Origin of the sequence: Candidatus Dactylopiibacterium carminicum, assembly GCF_014736495.1 — a bacterium.
GTDB lineage: Bacteria > Pseudomonadota > Gammaproteobacteria > Burkholderiales > Rhodocyclaceae > Uliginosibacterium > Uliginosibacterium carminicum.
Genome location: NZ_MDUX01000061.1, coordinates 1 through 22064 on the forward strand (window position 1 = coordinate 1; position 22064 = coordinate 22064).

Below are 22064 nucleotides of genomic sequence, written 5' to 3' on the forward strand. Positions count from 1 at the left end.
ATGCTCACATCCAGTCGCCCGGCAACGTCCGCAACGCTATGTCCGCGATCGGTCACTTGCTTGACCGCTTCAATCTTGAACTCTTCCGTGTATCGCTTGCTACTCATAGACACCTCCACTTGGTTGCCAGCTTAAGGCTTCGAAGTGTCTAGTGAACCGGGGGCGATTCAGTGCGAGGTGCTGCGTACCGACTCTTCTATCTTCGACGTATGGGCACGTTTTACTGTCGCAGGCGAGTCGTTACGCAATTACCAACCGGTTCTTCCAGCAGATGTTTCCGAGTGCCTGGCTCTGGAATGTGAGCATGGCTTGCGCCTGATCATGCGGGCGCATGATCTCATTTCGGACATCACCCGGGCCCGAGTATCCATGCCCAAGAGCAGTGAAGAGTTTCGTCAGCACTGTGACGCATTTCTCGCCATCAGACACCGGAACCAGGAGCGTATGGCTGAGATAAGCACAGCCCTTTGAATCGGGCTTCAGGGCTCTTCTGCAGGCAGTAATACGGTGAATTCTGCTCCACCATCCGGATGGTTTGAAGCCTGGATGCTGCCACCGTGGTCATGCATGATGCGCCGGCTGATGGCCAGCCCCAGACCGGTGCCTCCACCTGCGTTGTGACTGCCCTGCACGAAGGATTCGAAGATGCGCTCCATGTCTTCGGCGGCAATGGCCGGCCCAAGATTGTGGACAGAGAAGCCCATCATGTGTCGGCCGTTTGCATCGATATGTTTGGTGACCAGTTCTATGCGGATACTGCCGTTCTCCGGACTGAAACGCACGGCATTGGATAAGAGATTGACCAGCACCTGCGTAATACGGGCTCGGTCAAAAACTGCGATCAGAGGTTCGTGATCCTCAGCGAAAATCCGCAGATGCTTGGTTTGCAGCAAGGCCGAGATTTCCGCTATGGCGCCCTGAATGGTGGCGACAAGATCATGTCGCTGCTTCTCGTAGGTCATCCGATCTGCCTCGAGCCGTGAGAGGTCGAGTAGATCGTTGAGTAAGCTCAGCAGGCGTCGGCCTGCGTTTTCGATGCGTTCGAAGTAACGGCCCAGATGACTGGATTCATCGCCCGCGGCCCGTTGCCGACCCATTTCCGCGAAAGACAGGATAGCGTGCATCGGGGTGCGCAGTTCATGCGACATATTCGTCAAGAAGCGGCTTTTGGCCTGACTGCCCGCTTCGGCCAGATCCCGTGCTTCGGCCAGTGAGCGTTCGACTTCCCGGCGGTGCTGGATATCGATAAGAAAAGCGAACCGGTGGCTGGCTTCGCCTTGTTCGTTCCCCAGGCTGCCACGCTTGATCAGGAAAGCATGCAGCATCTCGCTGCCAGCCACGGGCAATTCGAGCTCTTCCTGCCCCCCTTGAGAAAAATCCATAGGGAAGATGCGCCGGGCAAGCACGTCGCCCCAAACCGCCTCGGGAGTCTGCCCCAGCAGCATGCTGCGCGGGATCCCGATCATCCGGCACAAGGCCTGATTGACATCGACGAACTGGCGCTGGGTATCGATAAGGGCAAAGGCATCTGCAGCAGTATCCAGAATCGAGCGCTTGATCGCTCGGACTGTTTCAGCGCCAAAGCGGCACTACGCTGTGCATTCACATCCTCGAAGATGAAGACCACGCCCTTGGCAAGATCCTGTGGGTCTAGGGCCCTGGCGAACAACGAAGCCCAGAAGCTTCCCCCTTCACGCCGGCGCAGTTGGGTTTCCGCACGGAAGGTTCCGCCCATCGAAATCCGACTGTGCAGCGCGCCACGCAGTTTGTTGTATTCCTCTTGCGACAGGTAAACGAGCTGCTCTGGTAATCCCGTGATTGATTGCTGTTCATACCCGAACAGGGTTTCGAAGGCTGGATTGATCAACTGAACCTGCTCGTTCACCGACAGCATGATGGCCAATGGACTGGCATCAAGGATGTTGCGGATCTCTCGGGTCTGTTCGGAAACGAGTTCCTGAAGATGATCCCTATGCCGACGAAGCTCGGTTTCGGCGGCATAGCGTTCGCTGATGTCCCGCAGGGTCACGCAATATAGATCGCGCCCGGCATCCGTCAAGGGAGCCAGCGTGATGGCGACCGGAACGCGTTTGTCGTCGCTGCATGACAGGAAGCCTTCGCTGTGGTGAGACTGATGCTCAAGAAGATCGGCACGCAATCGTTCCCAGGCCAGTGCGCCGTCCGTGAGCAGCTCGGTGATGTTTCGCGTCGCCAGTTGCGACTGGGACAGGCCACAGACCTCACCAAGAAGCCTGTTGGCATAACACAAGCGGCCGTCAGAGGTGCACCACAGGATCATGTCGGGAGATTCGTCGACCGTGTATTGGGTCAGGTGCAGACGTGCCTCGGACTCTGCCAGGCGCCTGATCTGGCGCAGCAGCAGATAGAGCATGACGCTGAGGATAAAGATCGCAAACAGCCCGGAGAGCGCACGGACCCATGCGCTCTGATAAAAATGCTGCAACACCTGGCCGGCATCCAGGCTTACGCGGACCGTCAAGGGCAGTGACGAGCTACTTTGCAGCTGCGCCACGAAACGATCTTCTTCCGCATAATCCATCCGTTCGAAACCGTGACGCAGACGCAGCAGCAACTCGTAGCTTGCAGGCAGGATCTCGTTCAGAGGGGTTCCAAGGACGTGAATGTTCAGCGGATAGTTGAGCAGTATCACTCCGTCATTGCGCAGGATTTCGACGCGGGTACCGCGCTCGAGGTGCAAGGATTCATAGAAGCGCAAGAAGTAGTCGGGTTCGACCCCCGAGAGCAGCACGCCGCCAAAGTTATTGTCCGCGACATTGACACGGCGGGTCAGCGGGATCAGCCATTTGTAGTCGGTCCGGCTGATGATGGGTTCCCCGATGCGCAAGCGGGTTTCGATGTTCTTCTGGTGGTAGGGGAAGTAGCTACGATCGGACAGACTCACGCGCCGCGTCGGATATTCCAGCCCGTGCGCGCGCAGAACCCCCTTTGAATCGATAGCGATGATGGCGCGGATCTGGGGTGTGTTCTCCACCTTACTCTTCAAGCGTTCGTAGGCCCAATGCTCGTCAACGCGATCCATACCCCCGGCCCGTTCGATATCCTCGGCGACGTTCTGCATGGCCTGATCTACCGAGACGAAGGAGCGGGTAATGTGTTCATCCAGAGAACGGGCCAGTGATAGCGCTTGCCGCTGTGCTGCAGCCAGCGTGTTGTAGTAATCCTCCTTTGTGAACCAGACCGATGCCACGACCAGCATCAGGACGGTGGCCACATAAAAAATCCAGACCCCCTGGCGTATACGCTGCAGTGCCGGCGGCATGCGAGAAGCCTTCGGCAAATGCGGGGACAGGGGGGCTGGATGGGCCGGATTCATGCGTGAGTGTGTGACGTCGGGAAATGGGGCCGTCTGCAAGCGGAATGTCGAATTATGGCCGCCCAAGCAGACTCACACGGTAACGAAAGACTTGTGGGCAAGACCCGCACTGTTGCCCTTCGTTGATGGCAGGGAGGTCGAATATCAGGAGACATGCTGTTCCAGTACATGGTGAGCGCCCGGTCCCTGAGCCAGCGTTTTCTGCAGGAAGGGAAGTTCTAGCTCAAGTGTCTTTGCCAATGTCCAGGGAGGATTGACGATAAACATGCCACTGCCATACATGCCGGACCCCTCCGCCTGAGGCTCGCGTACACAGAATGCTGCGTAGAGCCAATCCCTGCCGGCAATGGTCTTGAGTTTCGACGCCAGGTGTCGCGATTCGGGGCGAGACAACAGCGGAAACCAGATAGCGTAGGTACCGGTCGCAAATCGCGACAGGGAATCCTTCAACGCTTCGCAGACACGAGCATAGTCCTCACGCAGCTCATATGAAGGGTCAATCAGCACAAGCCCCCGACGGCTGGGGGGCGGAAGCAGGGCCTTCAGGCGCGAAAAACCGTCTTCTCCGAAAATCTGCGTCTGCTTGTCGGTATGGCCCAGATATTCGTCGAGAAGACGCAGATCCGTGCTGTGCAACTCACACAGGCGGAGGCGGTCCTGAGAACGCAGCGCCTGCTGGGTCAGCCAGGGAGAGCCGGGGTAAGCACGCAGGCTACCATCCGGGTTGCAGGCGCGTACCTGGGCAACATAGTGCGCCAGCGCCAGCGGCAGATCGGAACGCTCCCACAGCCGACCGATTCCCTCGCGGTACTCGCCGAGTTTTTCCGCATGCGGGCTGTCCAACGCATAGAGGCCAGCACCGGCATGCGTATCCACGACCCAGTAGGCTTTGTCCTTCTTGCCCAGATGCTCCAGCAACTGCAACAGAATAGTGTGTTTGAGCACGTCGGCGTGATTGCCAGCATGATAGGAATGACGATAACTGAGCATGCAAAAACCTTCAGGAACAGGGCGGAGGATTGTAGGCCGAACGCATGCAAATCTGCGTACTAAGACCGCGTCGGAATGCTGCAGAGCCGGCGAGTAAGGAGTATCTTCGCGCTCTTTCTTGATTCCGTGAAGGCAGGCGTGATGGACGAAGGACGTATCTCGGCGCTGGAGGAGAAGCTTTGCTTGGCGGATGACATGCTTGACGTGCTGAATCGCACGGTCTTTCGCCAACAGGAGCAGATCGAGCAGTTGCAGGCCCAGATCCGAGTGTTGTACCAGCAACTGCAGGCGCGCGCGCCTGAATCTGGCGAACCTCGTGATTTACGCGAAGAGATTCCCCCGCATTACTGATCTGACCATGCGAACCCTGCTTGTAATGCTGCTATGTATGCTGGGCGGACAATCCGCGCTGGCCTGGAATGGCCGTGGTCACGCCCTGGTTGCCGAACTGGCCTGGCAGGCACTCACCCCGGAGGCGCGTGCTGATGTGGAAGCTTTGCTTGAAGGTGACCTGGATGCCCGGGGAGAGCCTTCGGGGCGTGATCGTCTGACACAGATTGCATCCTGGCCAGATGAAATAAGGGAACATGAGCGTGCCAACAATCCTGCGGCCTACAGAGGCTGGCATTCCCGCACGAACCAGGTCTGCAGCGAAGCGCTCGGCAAGTGCCCCAAAGGACTTTGCGTGGATGAAATCATCGTGACACAAACGCAAATATTGGCGGATCTTCAGCGCAGCCATCGAGAGCGCAACGAGGCACTCAAATGGGTTGTGCATCTCGTTGGCGATCTGCACATGCCTTTGCATTCCGGCGAGCAGGGAGCAGCAGGCAGCAAGCCGGCGCAGTTGTCCGGAAAGAAGCAAAAGTCGGGTAGCACGCTTCACACGGTCTGGGATGACGCCTTGCTGGACGCAGCAGTGAAAGGATGGAAGATTCCGGCGCTGGATGAACGCCCAACTCAGCCACCTTATTCCCCTGCAGAGCCTAGGCGCTGGATGCTGGAGAGTCGTGATGTCTCCCGTGACAGCGTATTCGCAGGTCTGCCAGGGTTCGCATGTGGTCAGCCAACGCCCGATCAATTCGAACTGGATGCTGCCTATCAAGCCGCCAGCGTGCCTGTCATCCGTCAGCAGATTCTGTTGGCAGCCCAAAGGCTGGCCGGGTTGCTCAACGCCAGCCTGCGATGAAGGACGAAGCAATTCAGGAGAGGGAAGCCCCTACGCTATTCAGTGGGCGTCGTTACAACGCCTACAACGACTGGGTTCGTGCAACCCATGGCGGCCGATTACAGAAGATATCCGTAGAGGCAGGCTTCACCTGTCCGAACCGGGATGGCTCATTGGGCATCGGTGGCTGTAGTTTCTGCAACAACGACGGCTTCTCTCCTTCTTATCTGCGAGAACAGCCGACGATCCGGGAACAGATCACGACCGGAATGGCCTTCATGCGTCGGCGCTATCCCGACGCAAAGCATTATCTCGCCTATTTCCAGACCTATTCGAACACCTATGGCGACCTCCAGCGCCTGGAGGACACCTATCGTGAGGCATTGGCGCAGCCGGGCATTGACGGGCTGGTGATCGGCACGCGTCCAGACTGCTTGCCTGATGAGGTGCTGGATCTTCTGATGCGCTTGGCTCGGGAATGCCTGGTAGAGCTGGAGATCGGCATTGAGTCTTGCAATGACGAAGTCCTGGCCGACTGCCTGCGAGGGCACGACTTCGCCTGTAGCCGCGAGGCTGTCACGAGAGCCGCAGCGCGGGGGCTTTTCATCACCGGGCATTTGCTTCTGGGCCTACCGGGTGAGACGCCGGAAACGCTACGCACCGGCGCCTGGGCACTGGCACAACTGCCACTGGATGCGCTGAAATTCCATCAGTTGCAGGTGGTACGGCATACGCGCCTAGCACAACAGTACCTGCGTGATCCGGCAAGTGTGCCACTCCTGGACCCACAGACCTACCTGGAATGCGTGGCGGACATGCTTGAGTGCTTGCCCCCGGATTTCAAGATCCAGCGCCTGGGCAGCGAAGTCCCGCCCAGACTGCGGCTGTCGCCGGATTGGGGCTTCCGGCTATCGGAGTTCCCGGCCCGACTGGATGCCGTATTGCATGCCAGAAACAGCTGGCAAGGGCGATTTCATCCGCCCTGATCGGATTCGTTTCGCCTGTATCAAAGCCTACAAACGCTGCTTGTGCTGCAATGCGCAAGCGGCATCTCGCCGTGACCCTTCCTCTGGAGCAATGCTGCATCATGATCGACCGTCCCTACGTCGAAAAGTCCGCCGCCAGTGGCGTGCGCAAGATTTCCCTGCTTGAACGTGACCCTGGCCGCTACCTGGCCCGTGCAATCCTGGCCGGGATGTACCTGTCCATCATCGTCTTCGTCTATTGGAGTCTTGCCCACAACCTGCACGACTCTCCCTTCGGCAAGGTAATCTCCTCGGCCTTCTTCGGTGTCGGGCTGTGCATCATTGTCTTCACGAATGCCGAGCTGTTCACGAGCAACAACATGTATCTGGCCGTTTCTTCGGCCGAAGGCAAGACGACCTGGCTGCAGAGCGTTTTGCTATGGACAGTGTGCTACGCCGGTAACCTGATTGGCGCGATCATCGTGGCCCTGTTGCTTTACGGCGCGGGCACCCTGGATGCACTGCCACTTGACCATGCACTGTATGACGGGGCAGCCCACAAGGTACATCAGGGGGCTTTCGCCATCTTCATCAAGGGCATCCTGGCGAACTGGATCGTCTGCCTGGCCGTGCGCCTGGCGCTGAGCATGAAGGAGGACATCGCGAAGATCACGATCATGATCACGGTAGTCTTCATCTTCCTCTATCTAAGCTTCGAGCACTCGATCGCCAACATGGGCACCTTCTCCATGTCCTTGTTCGGCAATGGTTCCATCACTGCACGCGAGGCTATCTTCAATCTGGTGTTCGCCACGGCGGGCAACATCGTCGGCGGCGCGCTCTTCGTGGGCATTCCGTTCCGCTACATCAACCCGGCCGAGATTCGCGGCAACGGCTCCTGACGACGGAATTCGGAGGCCGTCTTTCATGTGGCATGACCGGCGGCTTCCCTGAAGCGACTCCTAGTGCTTGTTCTTCCTAAAGTTTTCATTGCCCTGGCCGAAATTCCTTTCATCGCCGCCGTCATTCAAGACAGCCAGATGGAGGAGTCAAGTGAGCCGAGGCAGTGTGTACGGAATCAGCAGGGTAGATAACGAGGTCAGCCGCACCCACGGCTGGCTCGTGACCGTCCAACGGCGTGGCGAGATTTTCCGCAAGCATTTCAGTGATGGAGTGCATGGCGGCAAGCAGAAATCTTTCCTGGCTGCAAAGGCGTATCGTGACGAGATCATCGCCAAGCATCCGCCTTTCTCGATGCGCGAATACTCGAATATCGTCAAGAAAAATAACCGTTCCGGCGTGGTGGGGGTATGCCGCTACTGCGCTTCGGAGACCCGCGATCTGCCAGAAGAAAAGCAGCGCTGGTTCTGGGTGGCTTCCTGGCCTCTGCCGGATGGGCGCCGCAAGCGCGTGAAGTTCTCGGTAAAGAAATACGGAGAAGAAGGTGCATTCAAGATGGCACTGAAAGCACGCAAGGATGCACTGAAGCATCTGGATGGTGAATTCAACCCTGGAGCGGTACGCCGCAAGCCCGTACGGCGCGGCAAGACTGCTGCCGGTTCAGATGCCCGTCCGTAGTTTGTTCACCACCGTCTGTAGAAAAGCCCGCCTCAGGCGGGTTTTTTCATTGGCTATCCATTTCTTCAGCCCGGATGACAGTCGATGAAGCGCTGGAGCAGGGCATGGAGCTGAGCTTCGCGGACAGGTTTAATCAGTACTTCATTCATTCCGGCAGCAAGGCAGGCTTCCTGATCCTCCAGGGCTGCGTTTGCCGTGATCGCAACGATATGGATCTGCGGTTTGCGGACAGGTAGCCCGGGAAGCCCACCCTCACGGATCAGGCGTGTGGCTTCATGACCATCCATTTCCGGCATTCGACCGTCCATCAGTACCAGATCAAAGTCGGTTCTAGCCAACGCTTCAAGCGCTTCTCGCCCATTGCCGGCAATTTCTACCGTATGACCCATCTGGTGTAGTTGTGCGGAGACTATCAACTGGTTCACACGCACGTCTTCCGCGTACAGGACGTGCAGCGGGCGAGCATGTGGGCGCAGACCGTGTTCTTCCACAATCTCATCTGCTTCGGCCAGCCCCAGTTCCAGCTGAAATGAAAACAGGCTGCCTTGCCCGGACTCGCTCTGCGCCTGAATACTGCCATTCATGGCTTCAACCAATTGCCGGGTAATGGCGAGTCCCAGCCCGGTGCCACTGAATCGCCGCGTGCTCGACGTGTCGGCCTGCTGAAACATCCTGAATAGCCCAGGCATGGCTTGCGTCGGGATGCCTATGCCCGTATCGGCCACGCTAGCCTCTAGCAGCAATCTGTTTGTCTGCTTGGCTGGTCTGGTACGGAAAGCGATGCGCAACTCACCCCGCTCGGTGAATTTGATGGCATTGCTCAGAAGGTTCACGAGAATCTGCTTCAGACGTCCCGGATCCCCCCGGACATGCTTGGCTAGCGATTGATCCGTGTCGACCAGGAATTCCAGCCCTTTCTGTTTCGCTTGGATGCGCCACGGTGTCAGCGCGGCCTCCAGGCATTCCGGCAGGTTGAAGGCCAGCTCCTCGAGCTTCAACTTGCCGGCTTCGATGGCAGAGAAGTCGAGGATATCGTTGAGGATGACCATCAGGTTCTCTGCGCTTTGCAGACCATTGGCCAGGTAATTCTGGACGTCGGGGGATATCCCCCGCGTGGAGAGTGCCAGCTGCAGGGTGCCGATCACGCCCGATAGTGGGGTGCGGATCTCATGGCTCATGCTCGCCAGGAAGTGCGATTTTGCTGCACTGGCCTGCTGCCAGCGTTGCTCGGCCTCCCGCCAGTTGGTGATGTCGAAATTTGCCCCGACAATCACTGGATTCCCCTGGGGATCAAGGCAGCTACCTTTAGAGATGATGCGGAATCGTTCTGCGCCGGTCACGGGATGGGGCAGGCGCTCTTCCTTGAGTACCATCCGGCCGGAGAGCACTTCCTGGTCTTCAGCGATCACACGTTCAGCAAAAGAGGAATCCTTGGCCAGATCGTAAGGAGTCCTGCCCAGCAAGGAATCTGCACCCAACATGCGCTCCTTGCTGAAGGCCTGGTTGATCATCAGATAGCTGCTGTCTGCAGCCTTGATATAGACCGGCTGCGGAATCACATCAATGACGCGCTGCATGTAGGTCTGCATCCTCTCCCGTTGCAGCGTCTCGCGGATGAGTGCCTCCTGCATGCGGATTTCCGTATGACGGAGCCCCGTAATGTCGAAATGGGCACCGATGATCAAGGGCTCGCCACGTGGTCCGTTACACAAGCGTTTCGACCCCAGCCGATAGCACTCTTCGCCGGTGATGGGATAGGTGGTGTGTTGCTCCTTGGATACGACGTTACCATCCAGTACAGCGGCATCTTCCTGCGCTACGAGCTCACTGGTCTGTTCATCCCGTGCCAGATCGAAGGATGTCTGCCCGATCAAGGCACTTGCACTGACACGTCGTTCCTGGGCAAAGGCTTCATTGACCATCAGGAAGCGGGCTTGGGCATCCTTGATGTAGATCGGCTCCGGAATGGCATCGATGAAGCGTTGGGTAAACTCTCGCCAACCCGTTTCCGTGTTGCGCAGGTCGGACAGGATGTGTGCGATCCAGGCCAGCAAGGCCAGCAGCAAAAGGTCAAGCCAGGACGGCAGGGAAAGGAAATACAGACACGAAGCCGTGACGGACAGGAACAGCGCGTAAAGCAGAAAGCCCCGCCATCGTTTGCGCATCAGCTATCTCCTTGTGTCCGGCTGGCCGGTAAACCGAGCAAAAATTCCTTCAGTGCCTGCCAGCGAGCGGGCAGGGCAGAATCGCGGCTATCCGCCAGTGCCTCAAGCTCTCCGGACAGGTTGAATACATCCTCATCTCCGGTGTAGCAGGCACCACCACGGATGCTGTGGAATTCACGTGCCAGCGCCTCAGCATCGTCGACTGACATCAGACGCTCCACCGTTTCGATGTGCGACGGTATCTCCGCATCAAAGACCTGGCGCATGCGCAACTGGAACAGCCGCTTCTGGCTGCTGCCAGCAGGCTTGCCTGTGCTGGCCTCTGCATCGTCCTGCTCCCGGATCGTCTGCGAGATCAAGGCATGCAGGCGTTGTTCGTCAACCGGCTTGGTCAGGAAATCATTCATGCCGGCGTTCAGGTAGGCCTGGCGATCTTCCTTGCCCGCATTCGCCGTCAGCGCAACGATGAGGATGGCAGGATTGCGGACACGGATCTCGGGCAGCCCACCCGCACGGATCGCCCGTGTGGCCGCCACGCCGTCCATGCGAGGCATGCGCCCGTCCATGAGCACGAGATCGTAATCACGTTTGGCCAAGGCCACGATGGCATCAAAACCGTTCTCCACGATGTCGATACGATGCCCCATCTCCTCCAGCAGCTCGCGGATGACCATCTGATTGGTCGGGGCATCTTCCGCGCACAAGATCTTCAGGTGTCGGCTGTGCGGACGTACGGCCTGTCCTGTTTCCTGATAGGGCTCCAGGGCACCAGCCTGCAGGGGGACGCTGAACTGAAAACTACTCCCCCTGCCCAGTTCGCTTTCCACTCCGATTTCACCGCTCATGGCTTCGACGAGCTGACGGCAGATGGCGAGCCCGAGGCCTGTGCCACCGTATTTCCGTGTGGTCGAGCTGTCTGCCTGCTGGAACTGCTCGAAGATCCTGCTGCGTGCCTCCGCGGGAATTCCGATGCCGGTGTCCCGGACTTCGCAGCGGAGCAGATAGAGTTTTCCCTCGGCAGGGCTAGCATCCATCGTGACGCTGATGCTTCCACGCTCCGTGAATTTGAGCGCATTGCCTACAAGGTTCAGAAGGATTTGTCTCAGGCGCGTCGGATCACCCCGCAAGGCGCGCGGCAGGTGATCACCGAACAGCACCTCGAATCTCAGTCCCGCTGCACGCGCCTGCTCCTGCGAGACCAGCAAGGCTTCCCGGACGAGACTGCGGGGGTCGAAATCAATCTCCTCCAGGCTGAGTTGCCCGGACTCGATCTTGGAGAAGTCGAGGATGTCATTGATGATGGCCAACAGATGCTCGGCGTTCGTCGCGCAGATGCTGAGCTTTTCGCGCGCCGGTTTGCCCAGAGGCTCGCGTCGCAGCGTGGTGCGTAGCATGCCGATCACACCGGAGAGCGGCGTGCGGATCTCGTGGCTCATACTGGCAAGGAAATCGGATTTCGCCTCGCTGGCCCGCTCCGCACGGATTTCGGCTTCCCGCCAACTGGTGATGTTGAAGTTTGCTCCGACGATGACGGGCAAACCCTCTGCATCAAGGCTGCTGCGTTTGGAGATGAGCCGGTAGGTTTCACGGCCGGTAATCGAGTGGCGCCGCTTTTCTTCCTTGAGAATGATCTCGCCGGACAGTACCCGATGGTCTTCCTCCAGAACCCGCACGATCTGTGTCTGGTCATGTTCGATCTGTTCGGGGCCCAAACCGATCAGTTCGTCCGGCTGGCGTTGCAGGTCGGCCGCGAATGCCTCATTGACCATCGTGAAACGGCTATGCTGATCCTTGACGTAAACGGGCTGCGGAATCACATCGATCAGGCGCTGCATGAAGGTCTGGACCCGCTCCCTGAGCGCAGTCTCGCGAGCCAACGCATCCGTCAGCTCACGTTCGGCGATCTTCCAGCGTGTCAGGTCCAGGTGGGCCCCGACGATGACCGGTGCACCTCGCGGGTCGCTGCTGCGGCGCTTGAACACGATACGGAAGACTTCCTCGTTGGAGGTCGGATGCCGCGTGTGCTGCTCCTTGTAAATATCCTCTCCACCAAGCACCAGTCGGTCTTCCGCTTCGGATGTGTCACTGGCGACGGCATCGTTGCCCAATTCGTGGGCGGTCAGTCCGATGATGGTTTCGCGCAAGACCCCGCGCTCGCGAGCGAACGCCGCATTGGCGAGCAGATAGCGCCCCTCTGCGCTCTTCACGTAGACCGGGTCGGGCAGCAGATCGAGAATGCGCTGTATATAGAGCAGCGTTGCTTCGTGCAGGGTTTGTTCGCGTGCCAGTGCGGCCTGTAGCCGGCGCTCTGCCTGCCGCCACGGGGTGATGTCGAAGTGAGCGCCGATGATCACCGTGTTGCCTTCGGCATCCTCGCAAGCCTGCTTGCTGATGATGCGGAAGCGTTCTGCACCGGTTTCGAAATGCGGGAGATGCTCTTCCTTGAGCACAGTTTCGCCCGCAAGCAACCTGTCGTCCTCTTCGCGTACCCTCGCAGTAGTGGCTTCCGTGTTGTAAGCGCGGGTTCCCAGCAGCTTTTCTCGGGTACTGCCGTACTCCCGAGAGAATGCGTCGTTAACCATCAGGTAGTAACCGTCTGGATCACGAACGAAAACCGGCCCCGGGATAACGTCGATGAGGCGCTGGGTGAAATCGTGCATGCGATCGCGCATTGCACGCTCGCGATCCAGTGAGGCCGCCAGCTGATTTTGCGCCTCACGCAGCTCGGTGATGTCGAAGTGGGAACCAACGATGACCGGCGCACCAAAACGATCAGGGCAACTACCTTTAGCAATGATCCGGTACACGGGCTTGCCGGTCACGAGATGGGTCTTGTGCTCCTCCTTGCGCAAGGCGCTACCGCCAATTACAGCTTCATCTTCTTCTCTTTGAAGTTGCGCAGCGGCTTGATAGCGCTCCGGAATACCGTTCGTTCCGATCAATGTCTCGCGGCTGACACCCTTGTCGCGGGCAAAGGCTTCGTTGACCAGCACATAGTGACTTTCGGCGTCCTTGACATAGACAGGGTGGGGAATGACATCCAGCATGCGTTGCAGGAATGCATCACTGGCCGCCTGTGCTTCATCGGCCTTGGTTTCAGCACGTACTGCAGCTTGAATCTGACCACGTAGCAGATAAAGGCCAGGCAGCAAGCAAGCCAGTGTGCTGGCAGGGACGGCCAGCCAGAGAGGAGGGGCAATCAGCAGCAGCAGGATGGAGCACAGGCCAGCCCAGATCACCCAGGCAAGGATGGGTTTGGTGGCGTTATGCACCTGATGGCCGCACATCTGGGAAGAAGAGTTCATGGCTCTTGGCTTATCGGCCCGGGGACGAGAGTCTTGATGGTTTTTCATTGTGGCACGGCCTACTAAGCGCCCCGGGAGAGCTTGGTGTACTGTGCTAAAATCCACCGTTTGTTGGTTTATCTCATGGGGCGGTGGCCTTGGCCATTGTTTCACTCCTTTTGATCTGGGAATTTCCGCATGCAAACGAATGAAGTGACCTTGGGCGCACTGGAGCGCCGCATTGATCTGGCTGTGTCGCTGGCCGATATCGAGAAGGAAGTGGCTGCACGCGTCCAGCGTGTGGCTCGCACGGTCAAGATGGCTGGTTTCCGTCCCGGCAAGGTGCCGCTGAAGCTGGTCGAACAGACTTATGGCCCGCAGGTGCGTGCGGAAGTTCTGGGTGATGCCGTCGAATCAAGTTTCCGTCTGGCTGTCCAGGAACAGAAATTGCGTGTGGCAGGTACTCCCAACATCGAGCCGAAGCAGGACGCGGCCGAAGGCAAGATGGAATTCGTGGCCAGTTTTGAAGTGTTCCCTGAAGTCGTGCTGGAAGATCTGACTGCGGTCGAGATCGAGCGTCCGGCCCTCAGCGTGGGAGACGCCGAGATCGACCGCACCATCGAAGTGCTGCGCAAGCAGCGCACGGCATTCGAAAAGGCCGAGCGCGCATCCCAGGAGGGAGACCGCGTGGTGATCGATTTCACTGGGCGCAAGGATGGCGAAGTTTTCGCGGGCGGTCAGGCAAGTGATTTCCCCGTGGTGGTCGGTGGTGGCCAGATGCTGCCGGAATTCGACGCTGCGTTGCGAGGTCTGTCGGCAGGTGAAAGCAAGACTTTCGATCTGACCTTTCCGGCGGAATATCACGCCAAGGAATTGGCTGGTCAGGCAGTACAGTTCGAAATCACGGTGAAGGCCGTGGAAGTGCCGATCCTGCCGGAGGTGGACGCCACATTTGCCCAGGCGCTGGGCGTCGCGGATGGTGACGTAACCAAGATGCGTGCCGAGATCAAGAGCAACCTTGAGCGAGAAATCGCCCGCCGTATCCGTGCCCGTGTGCGCGATCAGGCGCTGGAGGCGCTCTCCAAGGCTGCCGGTTTCGAAGTGCCCAAGGCACTGGTCGATGGCGAATCGGAGCGCATGGCTGAAGCTGCCAAGCAGGATCTGGTCCGCCGCGGTGTGGATGCGAAAAATGTGCCGGTGGAAAAAGCCTGGTTTACCGAGCAGGCCTCCACGCGCGTCAAACTTGGCCTGATTGTTGCCGACCTGGTCGACAAGCATGATCTGCAGGCCAAGCCCGAACAGGTGCGCGCCCGCGTCGACGAAGTGGCGCAAACTTATGAACGGCCCGAGGAAGTGGTGCGCTGGTACTACTCCAAGCCTGAAAACCTGCGTGACGTGCAGGATGCCGTGGTCGAAGAAAATGTGGTCGAGTGGGTGCTGGGCAAGGCCAAGGTGGCTGAGCGCGCAGTGAGTTTCGACGAGCTGATGGAGCAAGCTCCTCAGGCTTGATGCTGTAGGGGCGCCAGCCTTCGGGCTGGCGCCGTTTCCCGGATTCGCGAGGAGAAGCAATCTTGAGTAATCCAGTGACACAACAGAACGTCTGGGATCCCGTCGGTCTTGGATTGATCCCGATGGTGGTCGAACAGAGTGGCCGCGGGGAGCGCTCCTACGACATCTATTCCCGCCTGCTCAAGGAACGCGTCGTGTTCCTGGTTGGGCCTGTCAATGACGTCACGGCCAATCTGGTGGTAGCGCAGTTGCTGTTCCTCGAATCCGAAAATCCGGACAAGGACATCTACTTCTACATCAACTCTCCGGGTGGATCGGTCACTGCCGGGTTGTCGATCTACGACACCATGCAGTTCATCAAGCCGGATGTCAGCACGCTCTGTGTGGGGCAGGCGGCCAGCATGGGTGCTTTCCTGCTGGCGGCGGGCGCCAAGGGCAAACGTTTCTCTCTGCCCAACTCGCGCATGATGATTCACCAGCCTCTGGGGGGGTTCCAGGGGCAGGCCACCGATATCGAGATCCATGCCCGGGAGATCCTGAATCTGCGCGCCAAGCTCAACCAGATGCTGTCCCTGCATACAGGCCAGAGTGTGGAGCGCATCGAACGCGATACCGATCGCGATAATTTCATGTCGGCGGCCGAGGCTGCCGAGTACGGCCTCATCGACAAGGTGCTCACCAACCGCAGCGATGCGGCCTGAGTGAAGCACATCAACTAGGACGGCTGAAAATGGCGGACAAGAAAGCTGGTGGCAGCGACAAGCTGCTTTACTGTTCGTTCTGCGGCAAAAGTCAGCACGAAGTACGCAAGCTGATCGCAGGGCCTTCCGTATTCATTTGCGATGAATGCATCGATCTGTGCAATGACATCATTCGCGACGAAATCGGTGCGGATGGCAACACGCGCATGGAAAAGGGCGAGCTGCCCACGCCGCGCGAGATCGCGGAGATTCTGGATCAGTATGTGATCGGCCAGCTCTCAGCCAAGCGAATTCTGGCTGTGGCGGTCTACAACCACTACAAGCGTTTGCGCCATCCTGCGCGCAATGCGGACGACGTCGAGCTGGCCAAGAGCAACATCCTGCTCATTGGCCCGACCGGCTCCGGCAAGACGCTTCTGGCTCAGACGCTGGCGCGACTGCTCAACGTGCCTTTCGTGATGGCCGATGCCACCACGCTGACGGAGGCTGGCTACGTTGGCGAAGACGTCGAGAACATCATCCAGAAGCTGTTGCAGAAGTGCGACTACGACGTCGAGCGTGCGCAGCAGGGGATCGTCTATATCGATGAGATCGACAAGATTTCGCGCAAGTCCGACAACCCTTCGATCACGCGTGACGTTTCGGGCGAAGGCGTGCAACAGGCACTGCTGAAACTCATCGAGGGCACGGTGGCTTCCGTGCCACCGCAAGGCGGGCGCAAACATCCCAACCAGGATTTCGTGCAGGTCGATACCGCCAACATCCTGTTCATCTGCGGTGGTGCCTTCGATGGCCTGGAGAAGGTCATCCGCAACCGGACCGAAACGGTGGGAATCGGTTTCGGGGCCGAGGTGCGCTCGCGCAACGACAGCAAGGTTTCCGAGGCCCTGCGCCAGTGCGAGCCAGAGGATTTGATCAAGTTCGGTCTGATCCCCGAATTCATCGGACGCCTGCCGGTAGTTGCAACCCTTCAGGAGCTGGATGAGGTCGCGCTGATCCAGATCTTGATCGAACCTAAGAATGCTTTAGTCAAACAGTACGCAAAGCTATTCTTGATGGAAGGGGTGGAGTTGGAAATCCGCCCCGAGGCTCTGCAAGCCATTGCGCGTCGCGCCATCAAGCGCCGCGCCGGTGCACGCGGGCTTCGCTCCATCCTGGAGAGTGTGCTGCTCGATATCATGTATGAACTGCCCAGCATGGAGAATGTCAGCAAGGTGGTCATCGACGAAAACACCATCGATGCCGGAACTGCCCCGCTGCTGATCTATGCCGAGCAGCCCAAGGTTTCAGGCTCGAACTGAGCGCGAGGAAATCAGGCCCGAAAGGGCTTGATTCCCGAACGTCTGCCCCCAGCTTGTCTGGGTACGCCCCCCGAGAAACCTCCTATGTCAAACAAGCCTGAACTGCCTGCCGAAACCATCGAATTGCCGCTGCTGCCGCTGCGCGACGTGGTGGTCTTCCCACACATGGTGATCCCGCTGTTCGTCGGGCGCCCCAAATCCATCAAGGCATTGGAAGTGGCCATGGAAGGTGGCAAGAGCATCCTGCTGGTGGCGCAGAAGTCCGCCGCCAAGGATGAGCCTTCCGCCGAAGATGTCTACGACATCGGTTGCATTGCCAACATTCTGCAGATGCTCAAGCTGCCCGACGGCACCGTGAAGGTATTGGTCGAAGGTGCGCAACGCGCACGCGTGGATTCCATCGAGGATCAGCGCAATCTGTTCGTTGCCCAGGTTACGCCCGTAGTCAGCGATGAGCGTGGCTCGCATGAAATCGAAGCGATGCGTCGCGCGATCATCAGTCAGTTCGACCAGTATGTGAAGCTCAACAAGAAGATCCCGCCGGAAATTCTGACTTCGCTGGCCGGCATCGAAGAAGCTGGCCGCCTGGCCGATACCATTGCAGCGCATCTGCCGCTCAAGCTGGAACAGAAGCAGGCCGTGCTGGAATTGTTCAATGTCGGCGAGCGCCTGGAGCGCCTGCTGTCGCAGCTCGAAACCGGACTGGACATCCTGCAGGTCGAAAAGCGCATCCGTGGTCGTGTGAAGCGCCAGATGGAAAAGAGTCAGCGCGAGTACTACCTCAACGAACAGGTCAAGGCCATCCAGAAAGAGCTTGGCGAAGGCGAAGAGGGGGCTGACCTCGAAGAGCTTGAGAAGAAGATCAACACTTCCGGCTTGTCCAAGGAAGCGCTGACCAAGGCCCAGAGCGAGCTCAAGAAGCTCAAGCTGATGTCGCCCATGTCAGCCGAAGCCACGGTGGTGCGCAATTTCATCGAAACCCTGACCGGGCTGCCCTGGAAAAAGAAATCGCGCATCAGCAAGGATCTGGCCGAAGCCCAGAAGGTGCTGGACAAGGATCACTTTAATCTCGACAAGGTCAAGGAACGCATCCTGGAATATCTAGCCGTACAGCAGCGCGTGGATCGCCTGAAGGCGCCAATTCTGTGCCTGGTCGGCCCTCCCGGCGTCGGCAAGACCTCGCTCGGGCAATCCATCGCCAAGGCAACGAACCGCAAGTTCGTGCGCATGTCGCTGGGCGGCGTGCGTGATGAGGCCGAAATCCGGGGTCACCGCCGTACCTATATCGGCTCGATGCCCGGCAAGATTCTCCAGAACATGGCCAAGGTCGCCGTGCGCAACCCGTTGTTCCTGCTGGATGAAGTTGACAAGATGGGCGCTGATTTCCGCGGCGACCCCTCCTCGGCATTGCTGGAGGTGCTGGATCCCGAACAGAATTCGACCTTCGTCGACCACTATATCGAAGTGGAGTACGACCTGTCCGAAGTGATGTTCGTGGCTACCGCCAACTCGTTCAACATCCCCGGCCCCTTGATCGACCGCATGGAGATCATTCGTCTTTCCGGCTACACAGAGGACGAGAAGGTCAATATCGCCCAGCGCTATCTGCTGCCCAAGCAGATGAAGAACAACGGCGTGAAGCAGACCGAGCTGTCAGTCACCGAAGAGGCATTGCGCGACATCATCCGCTACTACACGCGAGAAGCCGGTGTGCGTAGTCTGGAGCGCGAGGTCTCGCGTATCTGCCGCAAGGTGGTGAAGGCGCTGGTGCTGAAGAAGCGTGAGTCCAAGGTCGTGGTGAACGCCAAGAATCTCGACAAGTATCTTGGCGTACGTCGCTATTCCTTCGGCATGGCCGAAAAGGACAATCAGGTTGGTCAGGTCACTGGCCTTGCCTGGACTGAGGTGGGCGGTGAACTGCTGACCATCGAAGCGGTGAATCTGCCTGGCAAGGGCAAGATCATCACTACGGGCAAGCTGGGTGAAGTGATGCAGGAATCCATCCAGGCAGCACTCTCGGTGGTGCGCAAGCGCGCTTGTCAACTGGGGATCGCCGAAGACTTCCACGCCAAGAGCGACATCCACATCCACCTGCCTGAAGGCGCCACGCCCAAGGATGGTCCTTCCGCAGGTATCGCCATTGCTTCGGCACTGGTTTCCGTGCTGACAGGGATTCCGGTACGCGCCGATGTCGCCATGACTGGTGAGATCACGCTGCGCGGTGAAGTGCTTCCCATCGGTGGACTCAAGGAGAAGCTGCTTGCCGCGGTGCGCGGTGGTATCCGCAAGGCCCTGATTCCGCAAGAGAACGTCAAGGATCTGGCGGACATTCAGGGTGACATCAAGGATCGCATCGAGATCATCCCGGTCAAGTGGTTCGACCAGGTGCTGGAGCATACTCTTGAACGTCAGCCTGAACCCTTGCCCGAGACCGAAGCCCCCGCTCCGGTGGTTGCGACAGAGTCTCCCGGTGACGTGGATGACACCGGAACGCTGGTGACTCACTGATGAGATGGAACGGGGCGCCTGTCGCCCCGTTCCTGTTTCAGCGCGGCATCAGCTGGTGTTTTCGAACTGCATGCCGTTTAATCTCACAGTCTCATTCGCGGATCGAACATGGAACCGAAACAGCCGAGTGTGCGGGCCGGGGTTCTCTCGCTGAACATCAACTCCAAATCGGCCCTGTATGCGGCCTACATGCCTTTTCTGAAAGGCGGTGGGCTGTTCATCCCGACCAACCGGAATTACGCGCCTGGAGACGAAGTCTTCATGCTGCTGCAGTTGATGGATGATCCGACCCGCTTGGCGGTCAAGGGCAAGGTTGCGTGGATCACGCCGGCCAACGCGCAGAACAACCGGACTCAGGGGGTGGGCGTGCAGTTCGCGCCCGATGAAGGCGGCAGTGTGGTCAAGGTGAAAATCGAGCAGGTGCTGGGAGGGGCCCTGGGCTCCAGCCGGCCGACGCATACGCTTTGAGCGCGACTTGTACATCGTCGTTACTGCAAGCCTAATGCCAGTCAGTTAAGCGCCAGAATCTCCGATTCGGCGTCATCCCGGCGTAAGCCGGGATCCAGCGGATGGGCCTGAAAAGACTAGATTCCGGCTTATGCCGGAATGACGGCATTGTTTTAACTGGACGGGATTAGGAAAAAGCCCGGTTGTTGTTTTGTAGAAGACTCATGTTCATCGATTCACATTGCCACATCGATTTCGAAGATCTGGCCAATCAGGAAGAGGCCTTGTTCGAGCGCATGGCCTCCGCGAAGGTGACTCACGCTGTCTGCATCGGTGTGAATCTGGAAAATTTTCCACGCATCCTGAAGATGGCCGATTCACACCAGAATCTGTTCGCCACCGTCGGAGTTCATCCGGAAAACACGGAAGGCGAAGAGCCTGATGTGGCATGCCTGGCGGCACTGGCGAAGCATCCGAAGGTCATCGCCATCGGCGAAACCGGGCTGGACTATTACTGGCACAAGGATCAGCCTGAATGGCAACGCGAGCGCTTTCGCGTGCACATCCGCGCTGCGCGCGAAGCCGGACTACCGCTGGTGATTCATACTCGCGACTCAGCGCAGGATGTACTGCGCATCCTGACGGAGGAGCGGGCAGACACGGTCGGCGGTGTGATGCACTGTTTCACCGAAAATCTCGCTGTGGCCGAAGCCGCCATGGCTCTTGGTTTCCACATTTCCTTTTCCGGCATCCTGACGTTCAAGAACGCGGCCCAGATCAAAGAAGTGGCCGCGAGCATCCCGCTGGAACGGATCCTGATCGAGACAGATTCACCTTATCTGGCGCCGGTTCCCTATCGAGGCAAGCTCAACGAGCCATCCTATGTGCCACGTGTGGCAGCCGAGATCGCACGGCTGCGCGGCATCGGGATAGAGGCTGTCGCCAACGCCAGCAGCACCAATTTCTGGCGCTGCTTTCCACGCGCAGCTGAGGCACAAGGAGCCGCCTGATCAGCGGAACACGAACAATCGGTTCAGCACGTAGCCAGAGAGGGCAACCAGGCCCACTGAACCGACGACTCCTACCAGATAGTGCAATGCCAGCCATTGCGCAATTTCGACGCTGGCCCAGGAAATGAGCAGCCCGCTCAAGGACACGGCGAGAAATCGTGGGTAGCGGCCGAACCCGCCTTTTGAGCCTGCGAAAGTCCACCGGCTGTTGACCGCGAACGAAAAGAGATTGGCGCAGACAAAGGCCAGTGCATTGCCCAGAGACGGCCGCCAGTGCAGCCACTCCACCAATACCAGCACCACAAGCAGGTGCAAGCCGGTATTCGCCACGCCGACCGCACAAAAGCGCAGGAAACGCCTGAATTCCTCGTGAATCATGGAGTCCCGGGCGTATGTCGCTGCACGGCGCGGATTGCGAAGGGCGGGCGGCGTTTGCTTTCCAGATAGACGCGCCCGAGATATTCCCCGATCACACCCAGGCCGATCAGCTGCAGGCCGGACATGAACAGCATCACCGTCAGCAAAGAGGCGTAGCCAGGCACATCGATGCCGAACAGCAGCGTACGCAGCACGATGAAGGAGCCATAGGCGAATGCGCTAAAAGCCACCAGGAAGCCGATATAGCTCCATACCTTCAGCGGCGCGATTGAATCGCCCCCGGTTCACTAGACACTTCGAAGCCTTAAGCTGGCAACCAAGTGGAGGTGTCTATGAGTAGCAAGCGATACACGGAAGAGTTCAAGATTGAAGCGGTCAAGCAAGTGACCGATCGCGGACATAGCGTTGCGGACGTTGCCGGGCGACTGGATGTGAGCATCCACAGTCTGTACGCATGGATCAAGCGCTACAGCCTGACGCCGCAGGAGCGTCAAACGCAGGATAGCCAAGAGGACGAGTTACGTCGGCTACGAGCCGAGCTCAAGCGGGTAACCGAGGAGCGCGACATCCTAAAAAAGGCCACAGCGTACTTTGCCAAGCAGTCCGGGTAAGGTACGCCTTCATCGAAGCGCATCAGAACGTCTGGCCAATCCGACGCATGTGCAAGGTCATGCGGGTCCATCCGAGTGGGTACTACGCCTGGCA

19 protein-coding genes and 1 pseudogene are annotated in these 22064 nt (G+C 58.6%); 12 read left to right on the forward strand and 8 right to left on the reverse strand.

The window, feature by feature from the left end; translation table 11 throughout:
* From BGI27_RS14880 to BGI27_RS14895, 4 genes are all read right to left on the reverse strand, one after another.
* A partial coding sequence (locus tag BGI27_RS14880; protein ID WP_141239830.1) for a transposase occupies positions 1-107 on the reverse strand: 107 nt, incomplete at its 3' end.
* A gap of 372 nt (positions 108-479) precedes the next feature.
* Positions 480-1559: a PAS domain-containing sensor histidine kinase gene (locus BGI27_RS14885; RefSeq protein WP_223871831.1), complete on the reverse strand. Its 1080-nt coding sequence runs from the start codon at positions 1557-1559 to the stop codon at positions 480-482.
* Positions 1463-3253 (reverse strand): PAS domain S-box protein, encoded by a 1791-nt coding sequence (locus BGI27_RS14890; RefSeq protein ID WP_170943062.1) that lies wholly within the window; start codon positions 3251-3253, stop codon positions 1463-1465. Before BGI27_RS14890 ends, BGI27_RS14885 begins: the two co-directional genes overlap by 97 nt.
* Positions 3254-3499: 246 nt before the next feature.
* On the reverse strand, positions 3500-4345 hold the full coding sequence (locus tag BGI27_RS14895; RefSeq protein ID WP_095525619.1) for a 23S rRNA (adenine(2030)-N(6))-methyltransferase RlmJ: 846 nt from the start codon (positions 4343-4345) through the stop codon (positions 3500-3502).
* Positions 4346-4420: 75 nt separating this feature from the next.
* On the opposite strand from BGI27_RS14895, the gene BGI27_RS14900 reads away from it, so the two are divergent.
* The 5 genes from BGI27_RS14900 (at position 4421) to BGI27_RS14920 (ending at position 8056) form a co-directional block, all read left to right on the forward strand.
* Complete coding sequence (locus BGI27_RS14900) at positions 4421-4696, forward strand: SlyX family protein (RefSeq protein WP_223871829.1); 276 nt, start codon at positions 4421-4423, stop codon at positions 4694-4696.
* A 37-nt stretch (positions 4697-4733) separates the two neighbouring features.
* The gene (locus tag BGI27_RS14905) at positions 4734-5534 is read left to right on the forward strand and encodes a S1/P1 nuclease (protein ID WP_223871832.1); all 801 of its coding nucleotides are present in this window, start codon (positions 4734-4736) and stop codon (positions 5532-5534) included.
* On the forward strand, positions 5531-6499 hold the full coding sequence (mnmL, locus tag BGI27_RS14910; RefSeq protein ID WP_095525621.1) for a tRNA modification radical SAM protein MnmL/YtqA: 969 nt from the start codon (positions 5531-5533) through the stop codon (positions 6497-6499). Before BGI27_RS14905 ends, mnmL begins: the two co-directional genes overlap by 4 nt.
* 101 nt (positions 6500-6600) lie before the next feature.
* Positions 6601-7380: a formate/nitrite transporter family protein gene (locus BGI27_RS14915; protein ID WP_170943063.1), complete on the forward strand. Its 780-nt coding sequence runs from the start codon at positions 6601-6603 to the stop codon at positions 7378-7380.
* 67 nt (positions 7381-7447) lie between these two features.
* Positions 7448-8056 (forward strand): AP2 domain-containing protein, encoded by a 609-nt coding sequence (locus BGI27_RS14920; RefSeq protein ID WP_223871830.1) that lies wholly within the window; start codon positions 7448-7450, stop codon positions 8054-8056.
* Between the two features lie 65 nt (positions 8057-8121).
* Here BGI27_RS14920 and BGI27_RS14925 read toward each other — a convergent pair whose 3' ends face one another.
* Together BGI27_RS14925 and BGI27_RS14930 are read right to left on the reverse strand one after the other, a co-directional pair.
* Positions 8122-10221 carry an ATP-binding protein gene (locus tag BGI27_RS14925; RefSeq protein WP_095525624.1) on the reverse strand — a complete coding sequence of 700 codons (2100 nt, stop codon included), beginning with the start codon at positions 10219-10221 and terminating at the stop codon, positions 8122-8124.
* Entirely contained in the window at positions 10221-13526 is a 3306-nt protein-coding gene (locus tag BGI27_RS14930; protein WP_170943064.1) for a PAS domain-containing hybrid sensor histidine kinase/response regulator, read from the reverse strand. The genes BGI27_RS14925 and BGI27_RS14930 overlap by 1 nt, the downstream gene beginning before the upstream one ends.
* Positions 13527-13703: 177 nt before the next feature.
* On the opposite strand from BGI27_RS14930, the gene tig reads away from it, so the two are divergent.
* The 6 genes from tig (at position 13704) to BGI27_RS14960 (ending at position 20981) form a co-directional block, all read left to right on the forward strand.
* Positions 13704-15014 (forward strand): trigger factor, encoded by a 1311-nt coding sequence (gene tig / locus BGI27_RS14935; protein WP_095525626.1) that lies wholly within the window; start codon positions 13704-13706, stop codon positions 15012-15014.
* A 122-nt stretch (positions 15015-15136) separates the two neighbouring features.
* Positions 15137-15715, forward strand: a complete 579-nt coding sequence (gene clpP, locus BGI27_RS14940) for an ATP-dependent Clp endopeptidase proteolytic subunit ClpP (protein ID WP_095525634.1) — start codon at positions 15137-15139, stop codon at positions 15713-15715.
* Positions 15716-15744: 29 nt separating this feature from the next.
* Positions 15745-17016: an ATP-dependent Clp protease ATP-binding subunit ClpX gene (gene clpX, locus BGI27_RS14945; RefSeq protein ID WP_095525627.1), complete on the forward strand. Its 1272-nt coding sequence runs from the start codon at positions 15745-15747 to the stop codon at positions 17014-17016.
* Positions 17017-17100: 84 nt separating this feature from the next.
* A complete protein-coding gene (gene lon, locus BGI27_RS14950) occupies positions 17101-19524 on the forward strand; it encodes an endopeptidase La (protein WP_095525628.1) in 2424 nt (807 codons plus the stop codon).
* A gap of 108 nt (positions 19525-19632) precedes the next feature.
* Positions 19633-19992, forward strand: coding sequence for a PilZ domain-containing protein (locus BGI27_RS14955; protein WP_095525629.1), 360 nt, complete (start codon positions 19633-19635; stop codon positions 19990-19992).
* 203 nt (positions 19993-20195) lie between these two features.
* A complete protein-coding gene (locus BGI27_RS14960; RefSeq protein ID WP_095525630.1) occupies positions 20196-20981 on the forward strand; it encodes a TatD family hydrolase in 786 nt (261 codons plus the stop codon).
* Here BGI27_RS14960 and BGI27_RS14965 read toward each other — a convergent pair whose 3' ends face one another.
* Together BGI27_RS14965 and BGI27_RS14970 are read right to left on the reverse strand one after the other, a co-directional pair.
* On the reverse strand, positions 20982-21359 hold the full coding sequence (locus tag BGI27_RS14965) for a GtrA family protein (protein WP_095525631.1): 378 nt from the start codon (positions 21357-21359) through the stop codon (positions 20982-20984). It lies immediately after the preceding gene.
* Positions 21356-21589: a hypothetical protein gene (locus BGI27_RS14970; protein WP_095525632.1), complete on the reverse strand. Its 234-nt coding sequence runs from the start codon at positions 21587-21589 to the stop codon at positions 21356-21358. Before BGI27_RS14970 ends, BGI27_RS14965 begins: the two co-directional genes overlap by 4 nt.
* A gap of 102 nt (positions 21590-21691) precedes the next feature.
* Here BGI27_RS14970 and BGI27_RS14975 point away from each other — a divergent pair.
* Positions 21692-22064 (forward strand): annotated as a pseudogene (locus BGI27_RS14975) (transposase); the annotation flags it as partial.